Origin of the sequence: Roseateles sp. So40a (assembly GCF_048081605.1) — a bacterium.
Taxonomy (GTDB): Bacteria; Pseudomonadota; Gammaproteobacteria; order Burkholderiales; family Burkholderiaceae_C; genus Roseateles.
The window spans coordinates 5,040,644-5,063,975 of the sequence record NZ_CP182288.1 but is presented as its reverse complement, the minus strand read 5'-3'; the positions used below and the strand labels follow the sequence as shown (position 1 = coordinate 5,063,975).

At 69.4% G+C, this 23,332-nt stretch carries 23 protein-coding genes; 15 read left to right on the top strand and 8 right to left on the bottom strand.

Annotation, left to right across the window (positions count from 1 at the left end):
- Window positions 1-78: 78 nt before the first annotated feature.
- Complete coding sequence (locus ACNI65_RS23085; protein WP_416759704.1) at window positions 79-1,947, top strand: phosphoenolpyruvate carboxykinase (GTP); 1,869 nt, start codon at window positions 79-81, stop codon at window positions 1,945-1,947.
- 215 nt (window positions 1,948-2,162) lie between these two features.
- Here the strand turns inward: ACNI65_RS23085 and ACNI65_RS23080 are convergent, their stop codons facing one another.
- Window positions 2,163-2,405 (bottom strand): hypothetical protein, encoded by a 243-nt coding sequence (locus ACNI65_RS23080; RefSeq protein WP_091729319.1) that lies wholly within the window; start codon window positions 2,403-2,405, stop codon window positions 2,163-2,165.
- Window positions 2,406-2,657: 252 nt separating this feature from the next.
- On the opposite strand from ACNI65_RS23080, the gene ACNI65_RS23075 reads away from it, so the two are divergent.
- Complete coding sequence (locus ACNI65_RS23075; protein ID WP_416759703.1) at window positions 2,658-3,602, top strand: LysR family transcriptional regulator; 945 nt, start codon at window positions 2,658-2,660, stop codon at window positions 3,600-3,602.
- A complete protein-coding gene (locus tag ACNI65_RS23070) occupies window positions 3,599-4,426 on the top strand; it encodes a UPF0149 family protein (protein WP_416759702.1) in 828 nt (275 codons plus the stop codon). Before ACNI65_RS23075 ends, ACNI65_RS23070 begins: the two co-directional genes overlap by 4 nt.
- A 91-nt stretch (window positions 4,427-4,517) precedes the next feature.
- On the opposite strand, the gene ACNI65_RS23065 is transcribed toward ACNI65_RS23070, so the two are convergent.
- Window positions 4,518-5,348, bottom strand: coding sequence for an IclR family transcriptional regulator (locus ACNI65_RS23065; RefSeq protein WP_416759701.1), 831 nt, complete (start codon window positions 5,346-5,348; stop codon window positions 4,518-4,520).
- Window positions 5,349-5,430: 82 nt separating this feature from the next.
- Here ACNI65_RS23065 and ACNI65_RS23060 point away from each other — a divergent pair, with 82 nt between their 5' ends.
- The gene (locus ACNI65_RS23060; protein WP_416759700.1) at window positions 5,431-6,633 is read left to right on the top strand and encodes a CaiB/BaiF CoA transferase family protein; all 1,203 of its coding nucleotides are present in this window, start codon (window positions 5,431-5,433) and stop codon (window positions 6,631-6,633) included.
- Window positions 6,630-7,484, top strand: a complete 855-nt coding sequence (locus tag ACNI65_RS23055; protein WP_416759698.1) for a citryl-CoA lyase — start codon at window positions 6,630-6,632, stop codon at window positions 7,482-7,484. Before ACNI65_RS23060 ends, ACNI65_RS23055 begins: the two co-directional genes overlap by 4 nt.
- On the opposite strand, the gene ACNI65_RS23050 is transcribed toward ACNI65_RS23055, so the two are convergent.
- Window positions 7,471-8,313, bottom strand: coding sequence for a metallophosphoesterase (locus ACNI65_RS23050; protein ID WP_416759696.1), 843 nt, complete (start codon window positions 8,311-8,313; stop codon window positions 7,471-7,473). The two genes, ACNI65_RS23055 and ACNI65_RS23050, sit on opposite strands and share 14 nt — an antisense overlap.
- 161 nt (window positions 8,314-8,474) lie before the next feature.
- Here ACNI65_RS23050 and ACNI65_RS23045 point away from each other — a divergent pair, with 161 nt between their 5' ends.
- Window positions 8,475-8,897: a universal stress protein gene (locus ACNI65_RS23045; RefSeq protein WP_416759695.1), complete on the top strand. Its 423-nt coding sequence runs from the start codon at window positions 8,475-8,477 to the stop codon at window positions 8,895-8,897.
- Between the two features lie 98 nt (window positions 8,898-8,995).
- Here ACNI65_RS23045 and ACNI65_RS23040 read toward each other — a convergent pair whose 3' ends face one another.
- Window positions 8,996-9,214: a hypothetical protein gene (locus tag ACNI65_RS23040; RefSeq protein ID WP_416759694.1), complete on the bottom strand. Its 219-nt coding sequence runs from the start codon at window positions 9,212-9,214 to the stop codon at window positions 8,996-8,998.
- A 278-nt stretch (window positions 9,215-9,492) separates the two neighbouring features.
- On the opposite strand from ACNI65_RS23040, the gene ACNI65_RS23035 reads away from it, so the two are divergent.
- Window positions 9,493-9,705, top strand: a complete 213-nt coding sequence (locus ACNI65_RS23035) for a hypothetical protein (protein WP_416759693.1) — start codon at window positions 9,493-9,495, stop codon at window positions 9,703-9,705.
- Here ACNI65_RS23035 and ACNI65_RS23030 read toward each other — a convergent pair.
- Window positions 9,695-10,672 (bottom strand): LysR family transcriptional regulator ArgP, encoded by a 978-nt coding sequence (locus tag ACNI65_RS23030; RefSeq protein ID WP_416759691.1) that lies wholly within the window; start codon window positions 10,670-10,672, stop codon window positions 9,695-9,697. The genes ACNI65_RS23035 and ACNI65_RS23030 overlap by 11 nt on opposite strands.
- A 140-nt stretch (window positions 10,673-10,812) precedes the next feature.
- Between ACNI65_RS23030 and ACNI65_RS23025 the strand changes: the two genes are divergently transcribed.
- The 4 genes from ACNI65_RS23025 (at window position 10,813) to ACNI65_RS23010 (ending at window position 16,849) form a co-directional block, all read left to right on the top strand.
- Complete coding sequence (locus ACNI65_RS23025) at window positions 10,813-11,433, top strand: LysE/ArgO family amino acid transporter (RefSeq protein WP_416759690.1); 621 nt, start codon at window positions 10,813-10,815, stop codon at window positions 11,431-11,433.
- A 52-nt stretch (window positions 11,434-11,485) separates the two neighbouring features.
- The gene (locus ACNI65_RS23020; protein ID WP_416759688.1) at window positions 11,486-12,799 is read left to right on the top strand and encodes a D-amino acid dehydrogenase; all 1,314 of its coding nucleotides are present in this window, start codon (window positions 11,486-11,488) and stop codon (window positions 12,797-12,799) included.
- Window positions 12,800-12,883: 84 nt separating this feature from the next.
- A complete protein-coding gene (locus ACNI65_RS23015; RefSeq protein WP_416759687.1) occupies window positions 12,884-14,203 on the top strand; it encodes an Hsp70 family protein in 1,320 nt (439 codons plus the stop codon).
- A 114-nt stretch (window positions 14,204-14,317) separates the two neighbouring features.
- Window positions 14,318-16,849, top strand: a complete 2,532-nt coding sequence (locus tag ACNI65_RS23010) for a prolyl oligopeptidase family serine peptidase (protein ID WP_416759685.1) — start codon at window positions 14,318-14,320, stop codon at window positions 16,847-16,849.
- Here ACNI65_RS23010 and ACNI65_RS23005 read toward each other — a convergent pair.
- Window positions 16,846-17,667, bottom strand: coding sequence for a UPF0149 family protein (locus ACNI65_RS23005; protein ID WP_416759683.1), 822 nt, complete (start codon window positions 17,665-17,667; stop codon window positions 16,846-16,848). The genes ACNI65_RS23010 and ACNI65_RS23005 overlap by 4 nt on opposite strands.
- A gap of 362 nt (window positions 17,668-18,029) precedes the next feature.
- Between ACNI65_RS23005 and ACNI65_RS23000 the strand changes: the two genes are divergently transcribed.
- The 3 genes from ACNI65_RS23000 to ACNI65_RS22990 are packed head-to-tail and all read left to right on the top strand — an operon-like array spanning window position 18,030 to window position 19,856.
- Window positions 18,030-18,728: a hypothetical protein gene (locus ACNI65_RS23000; RefSeq protein WP_416759681.1), complete on the top strand. Its 699-nt coding sequence runs from the start codon at window positions 18,030-18,032 to the stop codon at window positions 18,726-18,728.
- Complete coding sequence (locus ACNI65_RS22995) at window positions 18,725-19,315, top strand: flavodoxin family protein (protein WP_416759679.1); 591 nt, start codon at window positions 18,725-18,727, stop codon at window positions 19,313-19,315. Before ACNI65_RS23000 ends, ACNI65_RS22995 begins: the two co-directional genes overlap by 4 nt.
- A complete protein-coding gene (locus ACNI65_RS22990) occupies window positions 19,299-19,856 on the top strand; it encodes a hypothetical protein (protein ID WP_416759678.1) in 558 nt (185 codons plus the stop codon). The genes ACNI65_RS22995 and ACNI65_RS22990 overlap by 17 nt, the downstream gene beginning before the upstream one ends.
- A gap of 46 nt (window positions 19,857-19,902) precedes the next feature.
- Here the strand turns inward: ACNI65_RS22990 and ACNI65_RS22985 are convergent, their stop codons facing one another.
- Together ACNI65_RS22985 and ACNI65_RS22980 are read right to left on the bottom strand one after the other, a co-directional pair.
- On the bottom strand, window positions 19,903-20,640 hold the full coding sequence (locus ACNI65_RS22985; RefSeq protein ID WP_416759677.1) for a DUF6624 domain-containing protein: 738 nt from the start codon (window positions 20,638-20,640) through the stop codon (window positions 19,903-19,905).
- Between the two features lie 4 nt (window positions 20,641-20,644).
- The gene (locus tag ACNI65_RS22980) at window positions 20,645-21,661 is read right to left on the bottom strand and encodes a LysR family transcriptional regulator (RefSeq protein WP_416759675.1); all 1,017 of its coding nucleotides are present in this window, start codon (window positions 21,659-21,661) and stop codon (window positions 20,645-20,647) included.
- 96 nt (window positions 21,662-21,757) lie between these two features.
- On the opposite strand from ACNI65_RS22980, the gene ACNI65_RS22975 reads away from it, so the two are divergent.
- Window positions 21,758-23,293 (top strand): CoA-acylating methylmalonate-semialdehyde dehydrogenase, encoded by a 1,536-nt coding sequence (locus ACNI65_RS22975; protein ID WP_416759673.1) that lies wholly within the window; start codon window positions 21,758-21,760, stop codon window positions 23,291-23,293.
- Window positions 23,294-23,332 lie beyond the last annotated feature (39 nt).

Sequence of the window (23,332 nt, the reverse complement as noted above, 5' to 3'; positions counted from 1 at the left end):
CTCTGTAGCCACAGCGAGAAGCCACCGGAACGGAGCTGACCCAATTCCGCTTTTCATATCCTCAAATTGGGAACCGCCATGAACCAACCCGTAATGGAAGGCTTGCGCCTGAACGTACCGGCCTACGTCAAACACCAGCGCCTGATCGCCTGGGTCGCGGAGATCGCCGCGCTCACCGAGGCCAAGGACGTCTACTGGTGCGACGGCAGCCAAGCCGAGTACGACCGCCTGTGCCAGCAGCTCGTCGACGCCGGCACCTTCCAGAAACTCAACCCGGCCAAGCGCCCCAACAGCTACCTCGCCTGGAGCGACCCGAGCGACGTCGCCCGCGTCGAGGACCGCACCTTCATCTGCACCGCCGACAAGGCCGACGCCGGCCCGACCAACAACTGGATGGCCCCGGCCGAGATGCGCACCCTGCTGCAGACCGGCGAGCAGGCGCTGTTCAAGGGCGCCATGCGCGGCCGCACGCTGTTCGTCGTGCCGTTCTCCATGGGCCCGATCGGCTCCCCGATCGCCCACATCGGCGTTGAACTGTCCGACAGCCCCTACGTGGCCGTGAACATGCGCATCATGACCCGCATGGGTCGCGCGGTCCTGGACACGCTGGGTCAGGACGGCGAGTTCGTGCCCTGCGTCCACACCGTCGGCGCGCCGCTCGAGCCGGGCCAGGCCGACGTCAAGTGGCCGTGCAACAAGACCAAGTACATCGTCCATTACCCGGCCACCCGCGAGATCTGGTCCTACGGATCGGGCTACGGCGGCAACGCGCTGCTGGGCAAGAAGTGCTTCGCGCTGCGCATCGCCTCGACGATGGGCCGCGACCAGGGCTGGCTGGCCGAGCACATGCTGGTGCTGGGCGTGACCTCGCCCGAAGGCAAGAAGCACCACGTCGCCGCCGCCTTCCCGAGCGCCTGCGGCAAGACCAACTTCGCGATGCTGATCCCGCCCACCGGCTTCGAGGGCTGGAAGGTCACGACCATCGGCGACGACATCGCCTGGATCAAGCCGGGCAAGGATGGCCGCCTCTACGCGATCAACCCGGAAGCGGGCTACTTCGGCGTCGCCCCCGGCACGAACGAGAAGACCAATCCGAACTGCATGGCCAGCCTGGACAAGGACGTCATCTTCACCAACGTCGCCCGCACCGACGATGGCGACGTCTGGTGGGAAGGCATGACCGACAAGCCGCCGGCGCACCTGACCGACTGGCAAGGCAAGGACTGGACCCCGGAGATCGCCAAGGAAACCGGCGCCAAGGCCGCTCATCCGAACGCGCGCTTCACCGTGGCCGCCACCAACAACCCGGCCCTGGACGCGGAGTGGGACAACCCCGCCGGCGTCGCGATCGACGCCTTCATCTTCGGTGGCCGACGCTCGACGACCGTGCCGCTGGTGACCGAGGCCCGCGACTGGACCGAAGGCGTCTACATGGCCGCCACGATGGGGTCGGAAACCACCGCCGCGGCCGCCGGCCAGCAGGGCGTCGTGCGCCGCGACCCGTTCGCGATGCTGCCTTTCATGGGCTACAACATGGCGGACTACTTCCAGCACTGGCTGTCGCTGGGCGCCAAGCTGGCCCAGTCCGGCGCCAAGCTGCCGGCGATCTTCTGCGTGAACTGGTTCCGCAAGGGCGCTGACGGCAAGTTCGTCTGGCCCGGCTACGGCGAGAACATGCGCGTGCTGAAGTGGATGCTGGAACGCGTCGACGGCCAGGGTCACGGCGTGGAACACGCCTTCGGCACCAGCCCGCGTTATGAGGACCTGAACTGGCAAGGCCTGGCGTTCACGCCGGAGCAGTTCAAGACGGTCACGCACATCTCCAACGACGACTGGGCCACCGAGCTGAAGCTGCACGACGAGCTCTTCGTGCAACTCGCCCAAGGCCTGCCGGCCGAGCTGCCGGCCACCAAGGCCAAGATCGAACAGCGCCTGGCCCAGGCCTGATCGCCCGGAATCCTCCTGGATGCCGCCTCGCGAGAGGCGGGTCCGGGAGGTCCCGATCCGTGTCGTCCAAAAGACAACGCCCGCTCGAAGCAATTCGAAGCGGGCATTTGTTTTGCTCGGCCTGACGCGCGATTCAAGGAGAGCCTGCGCTCACCTCCAGCACGAGATCAGTCCTTGCTGCCGGGCCTGTACAGCACCCGGCGGGGGTCGGCGTGTCAGCCGTTGCGACGGGCGTTGGCGGCGCGCAGTTCAGCGGCGAAGGAGGGCATGCTCTCTTCGTACTGGGCGGCCAGGGCCAGCAGCTCGCGCTCGGCGCGGGCCATCTTGGCCGACTCGATGCGGGCCTTCACGTTCGTGATCGTGCGGGCCCAGACGCGGGCACCGATGGTGGCAAACGTGCCGCCGCGACGCACCGTGCGGCTCAGCGGCAGACCGAAGGTTTGGGTAGCGACGCTCATGGCGATTTCCTTTGATTGGCTTGTTTTGGCGGCTCTGTAGAACCGACGGAACGAACTATAGGGTTTCCCCTAGGCATTACGCCAATGAAAGGTGGGCATTGAATGTATGAATGCTGTGCATATCATTGGGCGGACCGCGACCGGATGTGATCCGCGTCACGTTGTGAGGCCCGGATCGCGAGCAAACGCGCCAATCCGGGCCGCATTTCCCTGTGATCTCCGTGAAAAAGTGCCAATCCTGAGCGTCCGACGATGAGCTTCCGCAACCTGGATCTGAACCTCCTGAAGGTGTTCGACGCCGTGATGGCGGAGCGCTCGATGACCCGCGCGGCCGAGCGGCTCTCGATGACGCAGCCCGCCGTGAGCCATGCGCTCAAGCGGCTGCGCGAGGCGCTGGGCGAGGACCTGTTCGTGCGCCAGGCCTTCGGCATGAAACCGACCTCGCGGGCCGAGGGCTTGTGGCCCGAGGTGCGTGCCGCGCTGACCCGGCTGCGCGTGGCGCTGGACCCCGGCGACTACCAGCCCGCGTCCGAGGAATACACCTTCCGCCTGGCGATGGCGGACGCGACGGCGGCGCTGATCCTGCCGCCGCTGATGCAGCAGCTGGAGCGGCTGCGGGCGTTGGCCAACGTCCATGTGCTGCCGCTGACCACGCGCGACCCGCGCTCGCTGCTGGAACAGGGCGAGGCCGACTTCGCGCTGGGCTACTTCCCGACGGCCGTCGCCGCGCTGAAGGGGCAGGGCGACATGGCGTCCATCCGCCAGCAGCGGCTCTACGACTCCTATTACGTCTGCGTGATGCGACGGGGGCACCCGTTGGCTGACCAGGAACTGACGCTCGATGCCTTCTGTCAGGCGCATCACCTGCTGGTGAGCTTCTCGGGGCGGCCCTATGGGTTCGTCGACGAGGCCCTGGCCGCGCTCAAGCGCAGTCGCCGGATCGCGCTGACGGTCAACCAGTTCTTCACCGCCGGACGGGTGGTGGCGCATTCGGACCTGCTGACGGTGCTCCCCCAATCCTTCATCACCGCCACCGGTTATCAGGAGTCGCTGATCTACCGGCCGCTGCCGATGCAGCTGTCGCCGGTCCACGTGGACGTGCTCTGGCATCTGCGCAACGACGACCGCAGCGCCCAGCGCTGGATGCGGGAGCGGCTGATCGAATCGGGCGCGAGCGGCGACAATCGCGCCCCATGAGCATTGCCCACGACCTTTCCGACGCCGAGTTCGACGAACTCGACGACCTTCTCGCCGCCACGCCGGCGCCGCTCGAGCCGCTGGACGCCTCGATGCTGGACGGCTACCTGGCCGGCGTGCTGGTGCAGCCCCGCCTGATCCCGATCGAGGAATGGCTGCCCCCGGTCTTCGATTACGAAGGCCGCCCGCTGCCCGACGACATCGATCCCGCCTGGCTGGCCCGCATCCGCGGCCTGGTCGAGCGCCGCTTCGCCTCGCTCAACCACAGCATGCTGGAGCAGGGCTGGTTCTACCCGGTGGTGCTGGACCTGGACGCCGAGGAGGCGGAAGGCGACGAGAACGCGGAGGCCGGTCAGGGCGCTGACGCCGAGACGGCCGCCACCGCCGATGCGCCTGCCGAGGCCGCTGAGAGCGCGGAAGGCGTGGAGAGCGCGGACGGCGCCGACCTGCCGACCGATCCGATCACCCGCTCGCTGCTGCCGTGGGTGGGTGGCTTCGAGTACGCCGCGGTCACCTTCCCCGACCTGCACGAGCAGGCCGACGACAACGTCAACGCGCTGCTGGCCCGCCTGTATCGCCACCTGCCGGCCGAGACGCCGGAGGAGAAGGAGATCGTCGAGCTGATGGATCGCGAGCATCCGCTCAAGAACCTCGACGAGGCGATCGAGGACCTGATCCTCACCGTCGTCGACCTGCAGGAAGCGACCGAATCCCAGCGTTATCACGTCGAGCAGGTGCGTCGCGACGTGCCCAAGCTGGGCCGCAACGACCCGTGCCACTGCGGCTCGGGCAAGAAGTTCAAGAACTGCCACGGCGCGGCCTGATCCCAGGCCATCGCCTCGCGATGAACGCCGGCCTCGAGCCGGCGTTTTTCATGGGCGGCGCTCGACCCTTCGGCGCTCGACCCTCATGCGCTCAATCCTCGGGCGTGACATCGTCGATCGACAGCGTGCGCAGCGCCTCATCGAAGCGGGCGAGTTGCGCGGCACCGCCGCCGAGCAACCGGCTGGCCTCGCGCGCGGCGCCGAGCACCGCGCGGCAGGCCGCGGCCATCGTCTCCGGCGGCGACAGCCTCACCCGGGGCCCCGACACCGCGATCGCGCCATGTACCTGGCCGTTCACGCCGATGACCGGCGCGGCGACCGAGGCCGTGTCCGGCTCGCGCTCGCCGTACGACGCGGCCCAGCCGCGCGCGTGAACCGTCTCGAGGCCCTCGCGGCCGTCGTCCGAGAACGCGCACAGCACCTTGCCCGAAGCGCCTTGCCGCAGCGTGTACTGCTGGCCCACGGCGACCGCCGCGCGCACCGACCGCGCCGGTTCCCAGCGATAGAGCGCGACGCGCGCGTCGCCATGGCGGACGTAGAAGGAGGCGGTCTCGCTGGTGTCCGCGCTGAGCTGCTTGAGCAGCGGCTCCACCACCGGGCCCACCTGGAAGGAGCGCTGATAGATCGTCGCCAGCCGCAGCGGCGCCGGTCCGATCGCGTACTGGCCGTCCGGAAGCCGGCGCACGAAGCCGCCATGCTCCAGCGCGCCGAGCAGCCGCAGCACGGTGCTCTTGTAGAGATCGGTGCGCCGCGACAGCTCGGCCAACGACAGGCTGTCGTCATCCTGACCGAAGGCCCCCAACAGGGCGAATGCACGGTCCAGCACCGCCACGCCGCTGGACTCGGGGCTGCCGTCCTGGGCGCTTTGGCGGGCGGTGTCGTTGGCAGCGTCCTGGGCAGGTGGGCGTTCGGAAGTGGGCATGGGCAGGTCTCCAGAGCTGGTCAGCGCGGCCGGCTCGGCCTATAGTTCTATCAGACAACTCGTCGTTCCGCCAGATAGAACAATGAATCTTGCTCCGCTGCGCGGCATCCGCGTGCTAGATCTCACCAACGTGCTGGCCGGCCCCTTCGCCTGCCATCAGCTCGCGCACCTGGGCGCCGACGTCATCAAGGTCGAGGCCCGCGAGAGCGGCGACCTCGCCCGCCAGCTCGGCGCCGACACCGCGCTCAACCAGGCGCACATGGGCGCGTCCTTCCTGGCGCAGAACCCGGGCAAGCGCTCGATCACGGTGGACCTCAAGCGCGACGCGGGCAAGGCGGTGTTCCGCCGGCTGGTGGCCAGCGCCGACGTGGTCGTCGAGAACTTCCGGCCCGGCGTGATGCAGCGCCTGGGCGTGGGCTTCGACGAGCTCCGCCGCGAGCATCCGCGGCTGGTCTATTGCGCGATCTCGGGCTTCGGCCAGGACGGTCCCTTGCGCGACCTGCCCGCGTACGACCAGATCATCCAGGGCATGTCCGGGATGATGAGCCTCACCGGCGACGCCGCCACCGCGCCCTTGCGCGTCGGGTATCCGGTGGCCGACACGATCGGCGGGCTCACCGCCGCGATGGCGATCGCCGCGGCCCTGGCCGATCGCGACCGTCAGGACGCGACCTTCATCGATGTCTCGATGCTCGAGGCGGCGATGGCGACGATGGGCTGGGCCGTGTCCAACCTGCTGGTGGCCGGGCGCGAGCCCCAGCCCCTGGGCAATGACAACGTGACGGCCAGCCCGTCGGGGACCTTCCGCACGGGCGAGGGCCTGCTCAACATCGCCGCCAACAAGCAGGAGCAGTTCGAGGCCGTCTGCGAAGTCGTGGGTCATCCCGAGTGGACGACCGACGCCCGCTTCGCCGATCGGCACGCGCGGCTGAAGCACCGGGCCGCGCTGACGCACCTGCTGGAGGCGGCGCTGAGCGAGCGGCCGGCGGTCGACTGGTGGCCGCGCTTCATCGACGCGGGCGTGCCCGCCGGGCCGGTGCTGTCGGTGAAGGAGGCGCTCGCGCAGCCGCAGATCGCCGGGCGCGGCCTGATCGGCAGCTTCGAGGACGTGCCTGGCGTGGGCCGCGATATCCGCGTGCTGCGCACCGGATTCAAGCTCGACGGCCAGGCGCCGCGCGTGGCGACGCCGCCGCCACGGCTGGGGCAGCACACCGACGAGATCCTGGCCGAGCTGGGTTATGGCGCTGACGAACGCGCCGCGCTGAAAGAGGAGAAGGCGGTATGAGCGACGACCCGCTGAGCAACGACCTGCTGAGCGACGTCCGGCACGATCCCCGCGTGTCGGACTGGTGGCGCACGTCCATCATCGAGATGTCCCCGGGCGTGATCCGCTACCGCGGGCATGCGATCCAGGACCTGATCGGTCAGGTGAGCTTCGCGCAAATGATCTGGCTGATGACGCGGGGCGAGCTGCCCGGCGCGGAGCAGGCCAAGCTGCTGGACTGCGCGTTGATGGCGGCGGTCGATCACGGGCCACAGGCCCCGAGCATCGCGATCGCGCGCATGGCCGCGACCTGCGGCGTGGGGCTGAACAACGCGATGGCCTCGGCGATGAACGTGCTGGGCGATGTGCACGGCGGCGCCGGCGAGCAGTGCGTGGAGATGCTGCAGGCGATCGCGACGCGGATCGACGCGGGCGCGGCGCTCGCCGACGCGGTGGGCGCGGGCCTGGACGAGGCGATCGCGCAGCGGGGCAAGTTCGTGTCGGGCTTCGGGCATCGCTTCCATCCGGTGGATCCGCGCGCGCCGCGTTTGCTGGACCTGGTCGACGAGGCGGCCGGGCTGGGCGTCGTGTCCGGCCGGTTCGCCGGGATCGGCCGCGCGGTGGAGGCCGAGCTGCAGCGGCGCAAGGACGGGCGGCGCATCCCGATGAACATCGATGGCGCGACCGCGGTGATCTACGCGGAGCTGGGCTTCCCGGCGCCGCTGGCGCGCGGGTTGTTCTGCCTCTCGCGCTCGGTGGGCATCCTGGCGCATGCCTGGGAGCAGACGCAGCAGGGCGGCCGCAACAAGGGGCCGATGCCGCGCGAGTACCTGTGGACCTACGACGGCCCTCCGCCGGTCAGACCTCGATGACCAGATCGGGCCGGTAATCGGCCTGCTCGCCCTTGTTGGCGTAGCCCAGCGGATTGGCGACCACGCGGCAACGATGCGGGAACTCGCCGCGCGGGCCGGTGGGGGTCTCGACGACGTAATCGTGGGCGCAGTGCAGGTGGCCGTGCAGCCACAGGTCGGCGTAGGGCAGCAGCTCGTCCAGCGCGTTGCAGAAGCCGGCCGTGCCCGGCGTCTCGCCATAACGCGGATCGGCGCTGCGCAGGCTGGGCGCGTAATGCGTCACCGCCACCGTCTTGCCTTCAAAGGGCCGGGCGAGCGCCTCGCGCAGCCAGGCCTGGCACTCGAGGGCGAGCTCGCGCTGCTGATCGGCCAGCATGTGCTGCCCGTCGACCAGCGTCGAGTAGCGCCGCAAGTAGAAATTGGCCGCCCGGAAGGCCTTCTCGCGCGCGGCGAGCTGCTGGGTCATGGTCGTCTCGCGCGCGGCCAGCGCGTCGAAGTCCGCCCAGAGCGTCGTGCCGACGAAGCGCACGTCGCCGATGACGATCTCCTCGCGGTCCAGCCACTCGATGCCGAGCTCGGCGCAGGTCTGGCGCAGCCGCGCCTGCGCGGTGGCGAAGTCGATGCCGTCGTACTCGTGGTTGCCCGGCACGTACAGCACGCGCCGCCAGGGAGCGCCTTCGCGCGTCGGGGAGAAGCGGCCCAGCCCGAAATCGTCCGTCACCAGCCGCGAACCGGCCTGATAGGAGCCGACGTCGCCCGCCAGCACCAGCAGGTCGACGTCCGGCGCGGCGACGGTCTGGAAATCGGTCTGGCGTTCGAGGTGTAGATCAGAGATCAGTTGCAGACGCACGGCGTGACGGCGCGACAGGCACCGCGGGGACTGGGAAAGGGCGCATTGTCCAACGTCAAGGCAGGCGCGGCCTGCGGCGCCGATGCGGCTTTCCGGAAGGCGCCTTGTGACACACTGGCCCGCGGCCGGTCGTCGGCCGCACTTGCTTGAGGGAGTGAACGATGAAGATCCTGGTCGCCGTCGACGGCAGCGTGTATTCCAAGCGCATGCTGGCCTACCTCTCCGCCCACGACGAGTGGCTCGGAGGCGCGCATGACTACACGGTCGTGCACGTCGTCGCGGCGGTGCCGCCCCGCGCCGCCGCCGTGCTCGAGAAGGCCGTGCTGGCCGAGTATTACCAGGAAGAAGCCGAGAAGGTGCTCAAGCCGATCCGCACCTTCATGGACAAGCGCGGCATCAAGGCGCAATACGTGGTCAAGACTGGCCACGCGTCGGACGCGATCTCGGCCGTGGCCGAGAAGGGCCGTTTCGACCTGATCATGATGGGCTCGCACGGCCACACGGCGCTGGGCAAGCTGGTGCTGGGATCGGTCGCCACGAAGGTCATGGCCCACACCGATGTGCCGGTGCTGCTGATTCGCTGAATCCCTGATTCGGCTGATGCGGCGGATTGGGCTGATCGGGCTGATGCGCTGACCGCGCTTCGCCAACAGCAAGGCGCCCCGCGGGGCGCCTCGTCACATCAGCTGCGGCGGGCCATCCAGGACAGCGGCGAGGCCACCGTGGGCCGGGGCTCGGCCTGGGACTCCAGCCCGTAATCGCTGCGCCGGAAGTCCTCGTACTCGCTTTCGTCGCCGAAGCTGGCTTCCATCCCGAACGCGGTCCCCATATCGGCCGGTTCGGGCTCATGGGCGCTGGGAGTGTTGCGGCGGAAAAGGCTCAGGGCGGAAGCGATGCGCATGATGGACCTCGTCGGAAAGCACGGGTTGTCCGCCGCGCGATGCCGATGCCGCACCGCGCGTTGAGCCACAGTTTGCGCGTCTTCGTCTTCGGGAGAATCCCCAGATCGCGGGTGCCTCGGAATCGTGTTCACAAATCCACACAGACTGGTGCATGCCCACCACATCTTTGGCGGAATAACCACGCACCCCACTTAGGTGTGATGCCCCCCGAAACGTGGGGTGACTATGCTCCGCACCTTCCCTAATTCACGGATTCGGTTGTTTCCTCATGTCTCCGTTGATCCACAAGTCGATGACCTGGGCCATTGTTGCCAGCGTGGTGCTGATTTCTGCCTGGTTGGCCAGCTCGGTTCAAGACAAACACGAACGCGGTGGTTTCAGGATGCGTCTCGCGGCCCAGACCGCGGTGTCCGCACCTGAGCTCCCCGCGACGGCTCCGGCAGCCGTCCACGCGCAAGCCAAGGTGCAGGTGGCCTCGCTCAAGCGCTGAAGTTGGCGCCGAGCGCCGCCCGGGCACCCCGGGCCAGCGCTTCCCCGATCTGATCCAGCAACGCCGGAGGCGCTCCGCCCTCCGGCGTTGCCGTTTTCGGACGCGGCGTGTCGGACGCGGCGGCGTCGCCGCCCAGCTTCCACTGGTGCCAGTACAGGGCGACCTCGACCTGAACGTCGGGCCTCAGCGCCACCAGTTCGCCGCTGGCCAGCAGCGGCCGGACCTGCAGCTCCGGTGCCACGCCCACGCCCCAGCCCATGCGGACCGCGTTGACGTAGCCCTCGCTCGACGGCACGTAACGCGCGTTCAGCCGGGCCGAGCGCAGCCCCATCGCCTGACGGACCCACTGCTGCTGGGCGTCGTCCTTGCGGTTGAAGACGAGAAAAGGCACCTGCGCGAAGTTCGCGGCCCCCAGCCCGTCGGGGAGCATCCGCGCGACGAAGTCCGGGCTGGCCACCGCGATGTAGCGCATCACGCCCAGCGGCTGCGCGATGCAACCGCGCAGCGCCTGCGGCACCGTGGTCACGCAGCCGAGCACCTCGCCCTGGCGCAGCCAGTCATGGGTGAAATCCTGGTCGTCGACGACCAGTTCCAGCCCGAACCCCTCCCGCAGCCCGCGCTGGACCAGCGGATCCAGCGCCGGGAGGACCCAGGTCGCCAGGCTGTCGGCATTGACGGCGATCGGCAGCCGTTCGGTCTGCGCGGCCTGCACGCCCAGCTCGCGCACCACGTCCGCGCGCAGCGCCGCCAGCTGGCGGGCGTAACGGAGCAGCCGCTTGCCGGGCTCCGTCAGCCGCAGCGGGCGCGAGCGCACCACCAGCAGCTGCCCGACCTGCGCCTCCAGGCTGCGCAGGCGCTGCGACACCGCGCTCTGCGTGATGGCCAGGGTCTCGGCGGCGCGCTCGAAGCTGCGCTCGTCGGCCAGCGCGGCCAGACAGTCCAGGCCGGCGGCGTCCAGATCCTTCATCGCTTGTCTCCCGGCGCTGCCGCGCCCCATTCAATTATTAGCAGACCTAATGTATTCGCTGAGATATTAATCCCGCTTCATGGATTGACGGCGTCTGCCCACAATCCGGCCCTTTCGACCCCCATTCGTCCATCCCCCCGATGTCGTCCCCCAGCGCGGCCCTGTTGCAAGGCTGGCTCACCGGAGCCGGACTGATCGTCGCCATCGGCGCGCAGAACGCGCTGGTGCTGCGCCAGGGCCTGATGCGGCAGCACGTGGCGCCGGTGGTGTTCGTGTGCGCGTTGTCGGACATGTTGCTGATCTGGCTGGGCGTGTTCGGGCTGGGCCGCCTGATCGACGCGAGCCCGCTGCTGATGGAAGTCTTCCGCTGGGGCGGTGCCGCGTTCCTGCTCGCCTATGGCGCCAAGGCGGCGTTGCGGGCGATCTCGCCCAAGGCCGGCCTGCAGGCGCAGGCGGGCAGCGGCTCGTTGTCGGCGGTGCTGGGCAGCACGCTGGCGATGACCTATCTGAATCCCCACGTCTATCTGGACACGGTCGTGCTGCTGGGCACCGTGGGCGCGCAGCAGAGCCCGGGCCTGCAGCTGCCGTTCGCGGCGGGCGCCTCGGTGGCGTCCTGGATGTGGTTCTCGCTGCTGGGCTTCGGCGCCGCGGCGGTGGCGGTGCCGTTGCGCCGCCCGGCGGTCTGGCGCAGCATCGATGCCTTGATCGCCCTCGTGATGGCCATCCTGGGACTGCAGCTGATCCTGCGCCCGCTGGCCTGAAGCCCGTCACGCTGCACGCAAGCGGAACCACAAGTTCACCTGGAGCTCCCCCATGAAGGTCATCGTTCTCGGCGCCGGCATCATCGGCATCCACACCGCCTGGTACCTGCTGGACCAGGGTCACGATGTCGTCGTCGTCGACCGCCAGCCCGACGCGGCGCTGGAGACCAGCTTCGCCAACGGCGCGCAGATCTCGGTCTGCTTCTGCGAACCCTGGGCCAACGCCGGGGCGCCGTTCAAGGTCGCCAAGTGGCTGCTCAAGGACGACGCGCCGCTGCTGTTCCGCCCCCGTCTGGACCCGGCGCAGTGGCGCTGGGGCCTGTCCTTCCTGGGCCAGTGCACGACGGCGGCCTTCGAGCGCAACGTCGAGCAGCTCGTGCGCCTGGGCCGCTACAGCCACGAGTCGCTGCAGTCGCTCGTCGCGGAGACCGGCATCCAGTACAACCGCCTGCAGAAGGGCATCCTCCACTTCTTCGGCAGCGAGGCCGACTTCGAGGCCGGCGCACAGGGCGCGGAAATCATGCGCCGCCACGGCGTCGACCGCCGCGTGCTGAGCCGCGAGGAAGTGCTGGCCATTGAGCCCGCGCTGCGCAGCGCGCAGCAGGCGGTGTTCGGCGGCACCTACACGCCCAGCGATGAATCGGGCGACGCGCGCGTGTTCACGCAGGCGCTGGCCAAGCTGGCCGAGAAGCGCGGCGCGCAGTTCCTGTGGAACCACGACATCGTGACGCTGCAGCCGCAGGGCGAGCAGATCGCCGGCGTGCAGGTCCAGTCGCGCGAGACCGGCCAGACGCAATGGCTCAAGGGCGACGCCTACGTCGTGGCGCTGGCCTCGTACGCGCCGGGCCTGACCAAGCCGCTGGGCGAGCACCTCAACATCTATCCGGCCAAGGGCTACTCGGCCACGCTGCGCCTGAAGAAACCCGAGCTGGCCAGCACGGTCAGCCTGCTGGACGACGCCCGCAAGATCGCGATCTCCCGCCTGGGCGATTTCGTGCGCATCGCCGGCACGGCGGAACTCGTGGGCCTGGACACCAGCCTGGACACGCCGACGTCCAAGGTCCGCTGCGAGTCGCTGATCCGCCGCTACGAGGAGCTCTTCCCCGGCGTGGCCGATCTGACCGAGCCCAACTACTGGACCGGCCTGCGCCCGAGCACGCCGACCAACGTGCCCTACATCGGCCGCAGCCAGAAGGCGTCCAACCTGTGGATCAACGCCGGGCACGGCACGCTGGGCTGGACGCATGGCGCGGGATCGGGCCGCGCGCTGGCCGAGCTGATGAGCGGCAAGCGTCCGGATCTCGATTTCGCCTTCTATGGCGACGCGCTTCCGGACAAGCAGATCCGCAATCTGCAACCGGCCTGACCAGCGCTGACCAACGGGGCAAAGCCCCAAAAACGAGGGCGCGGCTAGAATCCGCGCCCTTTTTGCATTTCCGAGCGACGCGCCATGTCTTCCTTGCCCACCGACCTGCCGCGTGACTTCTGCGCCATCGACTTCGGCACGTCCAACTCCGCCGTGGCCGTGCCTGACGAGGCGCGTCCGGGCGCGATGCGCCTGGTGCCGCTGGAGGGCGACAAGGTCACGATGCCCACGGCGGTGTTCTATTTCGCCGAAGGCCGGCACGACGCCGACGGTCCGCCCAGAGCGTTCGGCCGCGCGGCGATGTCCGCCTACGTCGAAGGCGCCGACGGCCGGCTGATGCGCTCGATGAAGAGCATCCTGGGCTCGAGCCTGATCGACCAGGTGACGGACGTCGGCGGCGGCCGCGGCGTGAAGTACATCGACATGCTGTCCGGCTACCTGAAGCGCCTGCGCAAGCAGGCCGCGCAGCAGGGCCATGAGCCGCGTCGGGTGGTGCTCGGCCGGCCGGTGTATTTCGTCGACGGCGAACCCGAACGCGACGCCGCGGCCCAGGCCTCGCTGACGGCGGCGGCGCGCGCGGTCGGTTTCGACGACGTCCAATTCCAGTTCGAGCCGATCGCCGCGGCCTTCGACTTCGAGCAGCACGCCGATCGCGAGCAGCTGGTGCTGGTGGCCGACATCGGCGGCGGCACTTCGGACTTCTCGGTCGTGCGGGTCGGCCCGGATCGCGTGCAGCGGCTGGACCGCCGCGACGACATCCTGTCCAACCACGGCGTGCACATCGCCGGCACGGACTTCGACCGCCACATCGAGCTGACCGGCATCCTGCGTGAATTCGGCTATCGCGCGCTGGGGCCGGCCAAGCCGGGCCAGACGCCGCGCGAGGTGCCCAGCGGCGTCTACTTCGACCTGGCGACCTGGCACCTGATCAACACCTGCTACAGCCCGCAGCGCGTGATGGAGCTGCGCAACATGAAGAGCTTCTATGGCGACGCGCGTCATCACCAGCGGCTCATGACGGTCCTGGAGGAACGCCTGGGCCATGAGCTCGCGAACCGCGCCGAGGAGGCCAAGATCGAGGTCGCCGGCGGCGGCAGCTGCACGATCGACCTGGGGCTGATCGAATCGGGCCTGTCGGTGGCGCTGTCGGACACGGCGGCGATCGACGCGCTGCGCGGCGACATCGAGCGCATCGCGCAGGCGGGCCGCGAGACGGTCGAGCGCGCCGGACTGAAGCCGTCGGACATCGACGCGCTGTACTTCACCGGCGGCTCCACCGGCCTGACGGTGCTGGCCGACCGCATCGCCGCGGACTATCCCGATGCGCGCCCGGTGCGCGGCGATCGCTTCGCCTCGGTGGCGACCGGCCTGGGCCTGCACGCGGCGCGTCTGTTCGCTGCGTGATTCACGCGTGAGGCCGCGAGGCCCGAACCTGGGGATCACCCGGGGGGCTGACGGACGACATCGACAGAGGGCGCTGCTAGATTGCCGCCTTTGCTTTCTGAACGGTGTCGATCCATGCCCAAGCCGCGCGCCTCGTCCTTGATTCCGCTGGCCCTGTCCCTGTCCGCCGCGTTCGGCGGTTCCGCCGCGAGCGCGGACCCGGCGGCCCAGTCCACGCAGGACGGCGCGTCCACGACGGCGCTGTCCGCGCCGGCGACGCTGGCGCAGATCTACCAGCAGCCCTCGCCCGCGATGCGCGCGGTGCTCGATGCCCCGGGGCTGCCGGTCTACCAGGTCTCACCGGACCAGCGCACGCTGGCCATCGTGGTGAACCGCAAGCATCGGGAGATCGCAGAGCTCGCGCGCCCGGTGCTGCGCCAAGCCGGCATCCGCTTCGACCCCGCTACCGACAGCCCGCAGCTGATCGTCGCGATCGAGTCGCTCTCGCTGCGCCCGCTGACCGGCGGCGTCGAGGGCACCGCGCGTCCGGTCGCGCTGCCGCCGGGTGGCGCCTTCCATCACCTGCGCTTCTCGCCCGACGGGAAGCGCTTCCTGCTGAACCGCCGCACCGACACCGCGGTGGAGCTGTGGGTCGGCGATGTCGCGACGGGCAAGCTCAAGGCGGTGCCCAAGCTCAAGCTGCACACGATGCTCGAGAACGACGTCGTGTGGCTCAACGACCATGAGCTGCTCACGCTGACGGTGCCGGCCAAACGCGGCGCGGCGCCGACCTTCAGCGCGCCGTCGGGTCCGGCTATCCAGGAATCCATCGGCCGCAACTCGCCGGAGCGCACGCAGCAGGACCTGCTGACCAACGCGCAGGAAGCAGCGGTCTTCGCGCATCACGCGACCTCGCAGCTCGCGCGCATCGACCTGACGACCGGCGCGGTCCGCCCGGTCGGCGAGCCGGGGCTGTTCAGCCACCTGGAAGCGCTGGGCACGTCGGGTCAGGTGCTGACGATGCGGCTGCTGCCCCCGTTCAGCTACCAGGTCGGCTGGGACGATTTCGCGGCGCAGGCCGAGGTGCGGAGCCTGGACGGCAAGGCCGTGAGCGTGGGCCGCGTCAAGCTCAAGGAAGGCGTGCCCGTCGAAGGCGTGATCACCGGCCCGCGCCACTTCTTCGCGTCGCCGGGCGCGGACGCCGCGGTGTATTGGGTCGAGGCGCTGGATGGCGGCGACACGCGCGCCCCGGCCACGCATCGCGACCGCGTGATGCGCCTGGACGCGCCCTACACCGGCGAGGCCCGCGAGGTGCATCGCGTGACGCAGCGCCTGGCGCGGATGGAATTCCTCGAGGGCGGCAAGCAGGCGCTGGTGCAGGACTTCGAGCTCGCCAAGATGCGGACCTCTACCGAGCTGGTCACGCTGGACGGCACGACGCCCGCACAGCGCCTGATCGAGCGCTCGCTGCGTGACCGCTATCGCGATCCGGGCCAGGCGCTGCCGCGCATGCAGCCCACGGGCCGCTCGGTGGTGCGCGTGGATGGCGGCGCGATCTGGTACTTCGGCGCGGGCGCGAGCCCCGAGGGCGACAAGCCCTTCATCGATCGCCTGGTGCTGGCGGACAACAAGAAGTCGCGGGTGTTCCAGTCCGGCGCCAACGGCGTCATCGACGACAAGGCGCATTACGAGCGCCCGCTGGCGGTGCTCGATGGCGAGGGCACGCGCGTGCTGACCGTGCGCGAGAGCCTCAACGAACCCGGCAACGTGATGCAGCGCAGCGGCGCGGCACTGGGCACCATGCAGGCGCTGACGGACGTGAAGGATCCCTCGCCGCAGCTGCGCGACATCCAGCGCGAGTTCGTGCGCTTCAAGCGCGCGGACGGCGTGGAGCTGTCGTTCTGGCTGTACAAGCCGCCCGGCTACAAGGCCGGCGAGCGCCGCCCGACCTTCGTCTGGGCCTACCCGCTGGAGTACACGGACGCGTCGACGGCGGGTCAGGTCAGCGGTTCCAGCAACCGCTTCAACACCTTCGGCTCCTCGAGCCCGTTGATGCTGCTGCTGGACGGCTATGTGGTGCTGATGGACGCGACGATGCCGGTGGTGGGCGATCCCAAGACGGTGAACGACAGCTTCATCGCGCAGATCACGTCCAACGCGCAGGCGATCATCGACAAGGCCGTGGAGCTGGGCGTCAGCGATCGCGAGCACATGGTGGTCGGCGGCCACAGCTACGGCGCGTTCATGACGGCCAATCTGCTCGCGCACACCCACCTGTTCAAGGCGGGCATCGCGCGCAGCGGTGCCTACAACCGCAGCCTGACCCCGTTCGGTTTCCAGAGCGAGCGCCGCACCTACTGGGAGGCGCAGGACGTGTATCAGAAGCTGTCGCCGTTCAACTACGCCGACAAGCTCAAGGAACCGCTGCTGCTGATCCACGGCGAGGCGGACAACAACTCCGGCACCTTCCCGCTCCAGAGCGCGCGGCTGTACCAGGCGCTGGCGGGCACGGGCGGCTCGGTGCGCTACGTCACGCTGCCGTTCGAGTCGCACGGCTACTCGGCGCGCGAGTCCATCGGTCACACGCTGTGGGAAATGAGCGAGTGGATGAAGCGCCAGACCGGTCCCGGCGCGGCGATTCCCGCGACGACCGGCGCCGGTAACTAACGCGGCCGACGCTGCGGCGGACCGCCGCGGCGCGGTCCGCCGTGGCCGCCCGGGCCCCCGCGCTGAGGCGGGCGGGCGGCGGGCCGCGGCCGCGACACATCGGCCAGCAGCAGCGTGGCGCGCACCAGACATTCGACGGCCTCGTCGAGCTCCTCGGGCGGTTCCAGGCTCTCGATCTCCTCGAGCAACGCGTCCGCGTCCTCGAGGTCCTCGGGGTCCAGGTGCATGTAGAGCTGGGCGAGCGGCTCGGTGAGCTCAGTCTCGTCCAGGTTCATCAGCGCGGGGAAGAGGTCGGCGGCGAGCGCGAAGCCGGCCACCCACGGCAGCACGGTCTCGGACGGCGAGGCCTCCTCGTCGAGCTCGAAGACCCAGGGGTCGAACCACTGGCGGTCGTTGATCGCGAGGCGCAGCTCGTGCTCGCGGCGCTGGACCAGCTGCAGCAACGGGCGGGCGTCATAGCGCGCGGGCGCGGGCCGGCCTTCCTCGGAGTCGAGCACCCAGCGCCACCAGTCCGACATCGGCACCGGCTTGGGTTGCAGGATCACCGCGGCGAGGAAGCCGTCGAGCATCGAGACATCCAGCGGTTCCAGCGGCGCGGGGACTTCGTCGAGCAGCGATTGCAGTTCCTCGAGGTCGTCGTCGCTCCAGCCTTCGGGGGGCGCGGACGGCGCCACGTGCACGGGCGGACGCTGAGGCGCGCCGCCGCCGGCAGGACGCGGACCGCGCGCGGGCGCGCCGGGCGTCCGGGCGGGCGAGCCCGAGGACTTGGCGGCGGGCGAGCGGGGCCCGGACTTCTGAGGAGGCTTGGACGCGGTCATGGGGCGCGATTATCCGGGTCGGCTGGCGACGAGGTGAGGCGCGTGTCCTCTGTTCGGTAGCGAACGGAAGTCATGGGGCGGAGCGTGACGTCCGTCGTGTTTTCCCGTAATGCGGAGTCGCGCTTACACCTGCTGACCATTTTCCGGGCCTCTCCCACCTTGAGGGGATGCCGCGTGGTCAGGGTTCGCCCTAGAGTCCACCTCACGCCCTCCGACGGCGAGGCCGACAGGCCCCGAAGGAGCGCACCGATCCCAACGACGTCCTTTCTAGGACTTGCAACGCCCGGTCAGCCTCGCTGGTCGGGCGTCCTTTTTTGCGGGGTTGGATTGGCGGTGAGCCTGCACCCTTAGGATCGCCGGCCATGTCACTGCACGTCTTGCCTGCCGGAACCGATGTGGCCGAGATGGCCTTCTTCGACACCGACGATCTCCCGATGCCAACAACGGTCGATCGTGAGGTGATCGAGGCACTGGAGGCTGCGCAGCGGCTCATCAGCTTGCCCACGGGGTCTGACGGGAGCTACCTGCTGCACCTCTACGTCGACGAGACGATCCCGGCCAACATCCAGCGCTATTGCGCCACCAGTGACGCCAAGGCCGGTGTGTTCGTGGCGGTGCGCGGTCACGTGGCCTTTGGTGGACTCGAGTCGGCGCATGCGGCGTTCGAGTCGAACCCGAACGTCCGATCCGATGCGACGATCCCTGCGGGTCGCTACGACTACCGCGCTTTTCGCACCGACTTTCCCGAGGCGGTGGTGCGAGCGGCGATGAAGGTGGAGCGCACAGCGGCGGAGCGCTGGATCAGCCGCGCTCCCAGCTTCGCCCTCCTGACGGCGGCGGGTCTGGCGATCGCCATGCTCGCGTGGCCTTCGCCGCTGGCCGCGTTGCTGGTGATGCTCGCCGGCGTGGTGCTCGCCATCTGGCTCTGGCGTTCTCCCCTGGCCAGCGAGCTTCGAACGCGTCGCGAGGAAGCACAGCTCGACTTTCCGAATGTCGTTCTGACGCTTCAATCGACCCCGCCAGGGCCAAGAGCGGCCGTTGCTTCTACGATGCCGGGATGACCGAAGAAGCCACATTCGATCCGCTCAATGCCATCACTGGTGAGCGCCGCTTTCTATTCCTCAACGCCAGCGCCCGCCTGCCGGGCGTGATCGGCAACACCGAATGGCTGGCGAAGCGCGCCGCGCGGGCGCTGCCGACCGGCGTCGAGCAGCAGTGGCTGCGCATGGCCGATCTGCCGATGTCGCCGTTCGAGGACCATCGCCATGGCCGCGGCACCTATCCGATGCCCGAGGGCCATGAGCGCACGCTGCTCGACGCGACGCTGGCCGCCACCGACCTCGTGTTCGTCGCGCCCGTCTACTGGTACACGGTGCCGGCCCATCTGAAGCTCTACCTCGATCACTACAGCGCGTGGATGCGCGTGCCGGGCCTGGACTTCAAGGCACGCATGGCCGGCCGGCGCCTGTGGCTGGTCACGACCAGCGGCGACCGCGCCAAGGCGCAGCCGATGATCGATACGGTCCGGCTGTGCGCCGAGTTCATGGCCATGCAGTGGCAAGCCCCGCTGTGGGGCAAGGGCGGACCGCCCGCCGCCGTCGAATCCGACACCGACGCGATCACTCAAGCCGATGCCTGGTTCCGCTGAGTCCGTGTCGTTCGGCGGCGTGGGGACGCTCGGCGCGAACGACGGCTTGCTGTACGCGATCGCCGAAGCACCGATCGCCTGGGCCGGCGTGCTGTTCCTGCTGCCGCACCTGCTGGGTGGCGCCTATGTCCTGTGGGCGACCGCTCGCAAGAGGGTGCTGCTCCGACAGCTCAACGGCACGCTCGCGATGGCGCTGCAGCTGGTCTTCGGCGTGCTCTTCTTCGGCGTCGCGTTCGGCGCACTGGTCAACGGCACGCGCAACACCTACGCCTGCCGCGATCTCGCCGCCTCGCCCGAGCTGAAGACGGTGTCCGGCCCGGTCGTCATCGAGGACCGCTTCTACAAACCCGGCAGGGCGAAGCTCACCTTCTCCGTGGGCGGCGAGACCTTCACCACCGCCACCATGGGCCTGGACACTGACTGCGGGACGCTCGTCCCGCTGGGGAAACTCGTCACCCTGAAGGAGGGGCAACCGGTGACGATCACCCATGTGGGCGATGTGATCGTGTCCCTCCGACGGGTGCAGGCGCCGACGCCATGAGCGGCTCGGTGGAGCACCACCACCTGCGCCGGATGGGCTGACCCGTTCAATCCCGGCGCTTGCGCGCCGCGTGCATCTTGCAGCCGTAGTCGGCGAGCGACATCAACCCCAGCGTCGCCCGGTTGCGCTCGATCTCCTCGAGGTTGCCGATGCGCTGGCCGCTCAGGTCGGCGCGGGCCCAGTCGTTCTGCGTGCCGAAAAGCTGCGGCTTGCCCTCGCGCACATGGACGCGGTCGGTGAACTGCGACAGGTCTTCCGGTGAGAACTCGCCCGCCTGGAAGCGGGTTTCGAACTCGCTCAGGAACGCGCGTTGCACGCGCGGATGGCTGTCGGCGTGATGCACCAGCAGCCACAGCAGATGCAGGCCGTACTCGCCCACCGACGCCACCGTCGGGAAGCCGTGCTGACGAACCTCGTCCGTCATCCAGCCGAAGTTGTCGTCGTCCACGCGCTGAACGACCGCGAGATCCCGGGCATTCCGGCCGTTCAGGTAGTCGCGCCGAGCCTTCTGGTCCGCGTCGAAGCGGCGCTGCAACTCGGTGACCAGCTCGGGCCGCGTCAACGCCCGCCCCGCATCGCGTGCCTGCATCGCGCGGTAGTGCCGTTCCGGGTGACTGGCCTCGAAAGCGGCCGCGCCCGGACAAGCGGTTTCCCAGTCCTCCGGCAAGGCCTGGCCCCAGGCGGTGACCGCGGAAACGGTCATCACGGCCAGCAGGCCGGCACGAGTGAAACGACGGACGCGCGTGAAGCGCGTGGCAGGCATGAAACGGGTGGCGCGAGGCATCGGATCAGTATCCCCCGCCCATCACCCCCTTGAGGTGCTCCACCAGCAGCCTCACCCCCTGCGGGGTGTGTCCGCTCCAGGGATGGATGGCGTAGATCGCGTCGCCGAAGAAACCGACCGCGCGCCAGTCGGGCAGCACCTCGACCAGCCGCCCGTCGCGCAGCGCGTCCCGCGCGCTGAAGTCCGGCAGCAGCGCGATGCCCAGGCCCGACAACGCCGCATCCCGCAGCACCTCGCTGTTGCTCGCCCGGAAGTGCCCTTGCACCGGCACGCGGATGCGCTCGGGGCCGCGCTCACGGCGATCACGGGCGTCCGCGACGCGTTCAAAGAACCATTGCGCCGGGCCCGGCCGCAGGTAGGGCAGGCAACGATGCTCCGCCAGTTCCGCCGGATGCTGCGGCTTTCCGGCGCGCGCGAGATACGCCGGGCTTGCCGTCAACAGCGCGCGCGAGGCGCAGAGCTTGAACGCCACATGCGTCTCGGGCGGCGCGCTCGTGTGCCGGATCGCCAGGTCGAAGCCCTCCTGCGCCAGCGGCACCAGCCGATCCGACAGGTCCAGCTCGATGCGCAGTTCCGGATACCGCTCGAAGAAGGCCGGCAGAGCCGGCGCGACATGCTGACGCCCCAGTGCCACCGGCGCCGTCACCCGCAGCACGCCGCGCGGCGCGCCCGCCGCCTCGCGGGCCTCGCTCAGGCTGCGGTTCAGCAGCGCCAGGCCGGGTTCAGCCTGCTCGACCAGCCGGGACCCCGCGTCGCTGAGCCGCACCGAGCGCGTCGTGCGCTGCACCAGTTGCTGGTCGAGATGACGCTCCAGGTCGGACACGCGCTGGCTGATCGCCGCTTTCGACAAGCCCAGCCGCTGCGCCGCTGTCGTGAAGCTGCCCAGCCGCGCCACGGCGATCAGCGCCTGCAGCTGCGACCAGAGCAGCTCATCGCGTGCTTCCGCGCGCGGGGCAAGCCCCCCAACGGCGGCAGCCGTATCGGGGAGGTGAGGTGAAGGGGCGGGGGTTCGCGAGGCCATGATTGTTCAGTCTATCGAACAATGTGATCGCCCATCTGGGCTAGGCAGTCCAATGGGGGATGCCTAGACTGGCTCGCATCCCGAGAAAGACCCGCCATGGCCAGCACCCCCATCAACGCGACTGCCGCGTTCACCGACACCGCCGACATCACGCATTTCATCGCCGGTGAACGTCGCCCGGCCAGCTCGGGGCGCAGCCAGGCGGTCTACAACCCGGCCTCGGGTCAGGTCGCGCGCCAGCTGCAGCTGGGCAACGCCGAGGACGTCCAGACCGCCGTGGCCGCCGCCCAGGCCGCGTTCCCCGCCTGGGCGGATGCGCCGCCGCTGCGCCGCGCCCGCGTGATGTTCAAGTTCCTCGACCTGCTCAACCAGAACCGCGACCGGCTCGCCGCGATGATCACCGCCGAGCACGGCAAGGTCTTCACCGACGCGCAGGGCGAGGTCACCCGCGGCATCGACATCGTCGAGTTCGCGTGCGGCGTGCCGCAGCTGCTCAAGGGCGACTACACCGAGCAGGTCTCCACCGGCATCGACAACTGGACCACCCGCCAGCCGCTGGGCGTGGTAGCCGGCATCACGCCGTTCAACTTCCCCTTCATGGTCCCGATGTGGATGGCGCCGATTGCCGTGGCCACGGGCAACGCCTTCATCCTCAAGCCCAGCGAGCGCGATCCGTCGCCCAGCCTGCTCATCGCCGAGCTGTTCAAGCAGGCGGGTCTGCCGGACGGCATCTTCCAGGTCGTGCAGGGCGACAAGCAGGTCGTGGATGCCTTGCTGCATCACCCCGATGTCCGCGCGCTGAGCTTCGTCGGATCGACGCCGATCGCGCAGTACATCTACGAGACCGGCGCCCGCCACGGCAAGCGCGTGCAGGCGCTGGGCGGCGCGAAGAACCACATGGTCGTCATGCCCGACGCCGACATCGACCAGGCCGTCGATGCGTTGATCGGCGCGGCCTATGGCTCCGCGGGCGAGCGCTGCATGGCGATCTCGGTGGCGGTGCTGGTCGGCGACGTGGCCGACAAGATCGTGCCCAAGCTCGCCGAGCGCGCCCGCGCGCTGAAGATCAAGAACGGCATGGCGCTGGATGCCGAGATGGGCCCGATCGTCACGCGCGAGGCGCGCGACCGCATCGAGGGCTGCATCGCGCAGGGCGTCGAGGAAGGCGCGACGCTGGTCGTCGATGGCCGTGGGCATCAGGTCGAGGGGCTGCCCGGCGGCTTCTTCACCGGCGGCACGCTGTTCGATCACGTGCGGCCGTCGATGCGGCTCTACAAGGAAGAGATCTTCGGCCCGGTGCTGGCCTGCGTCCGCGCCAGGGACTTCGGCGAGGCGCTGGATCTGGTCAACGGCCATGAATTCGGCAATGGCGTGGCCTGCTTCACCAGCGACGGGAACATCGCGCGGGAATTCGCGCGTCGTGTGCAGGTCGGGATGGTGGGCATCAACGTGCCAATCCCGGTGCCGATGGCGTGGCACGGCTTCGGCGGCTGGAAGAAGAGCCTCTTCGGCGACACGCATGCCTACGGCGAGGAGGGCGTGCGCTTCTATACGAAGCAGAAGAGCGTCATGCAGCGCTGGCCGGCCAGCATCGCCAAGGGCGCCGAGTTCGTGATGCCGACGAGCCAGTGATCGCGCGCGCGCGATCGGGTCGCCCGATCGGCTACGCTT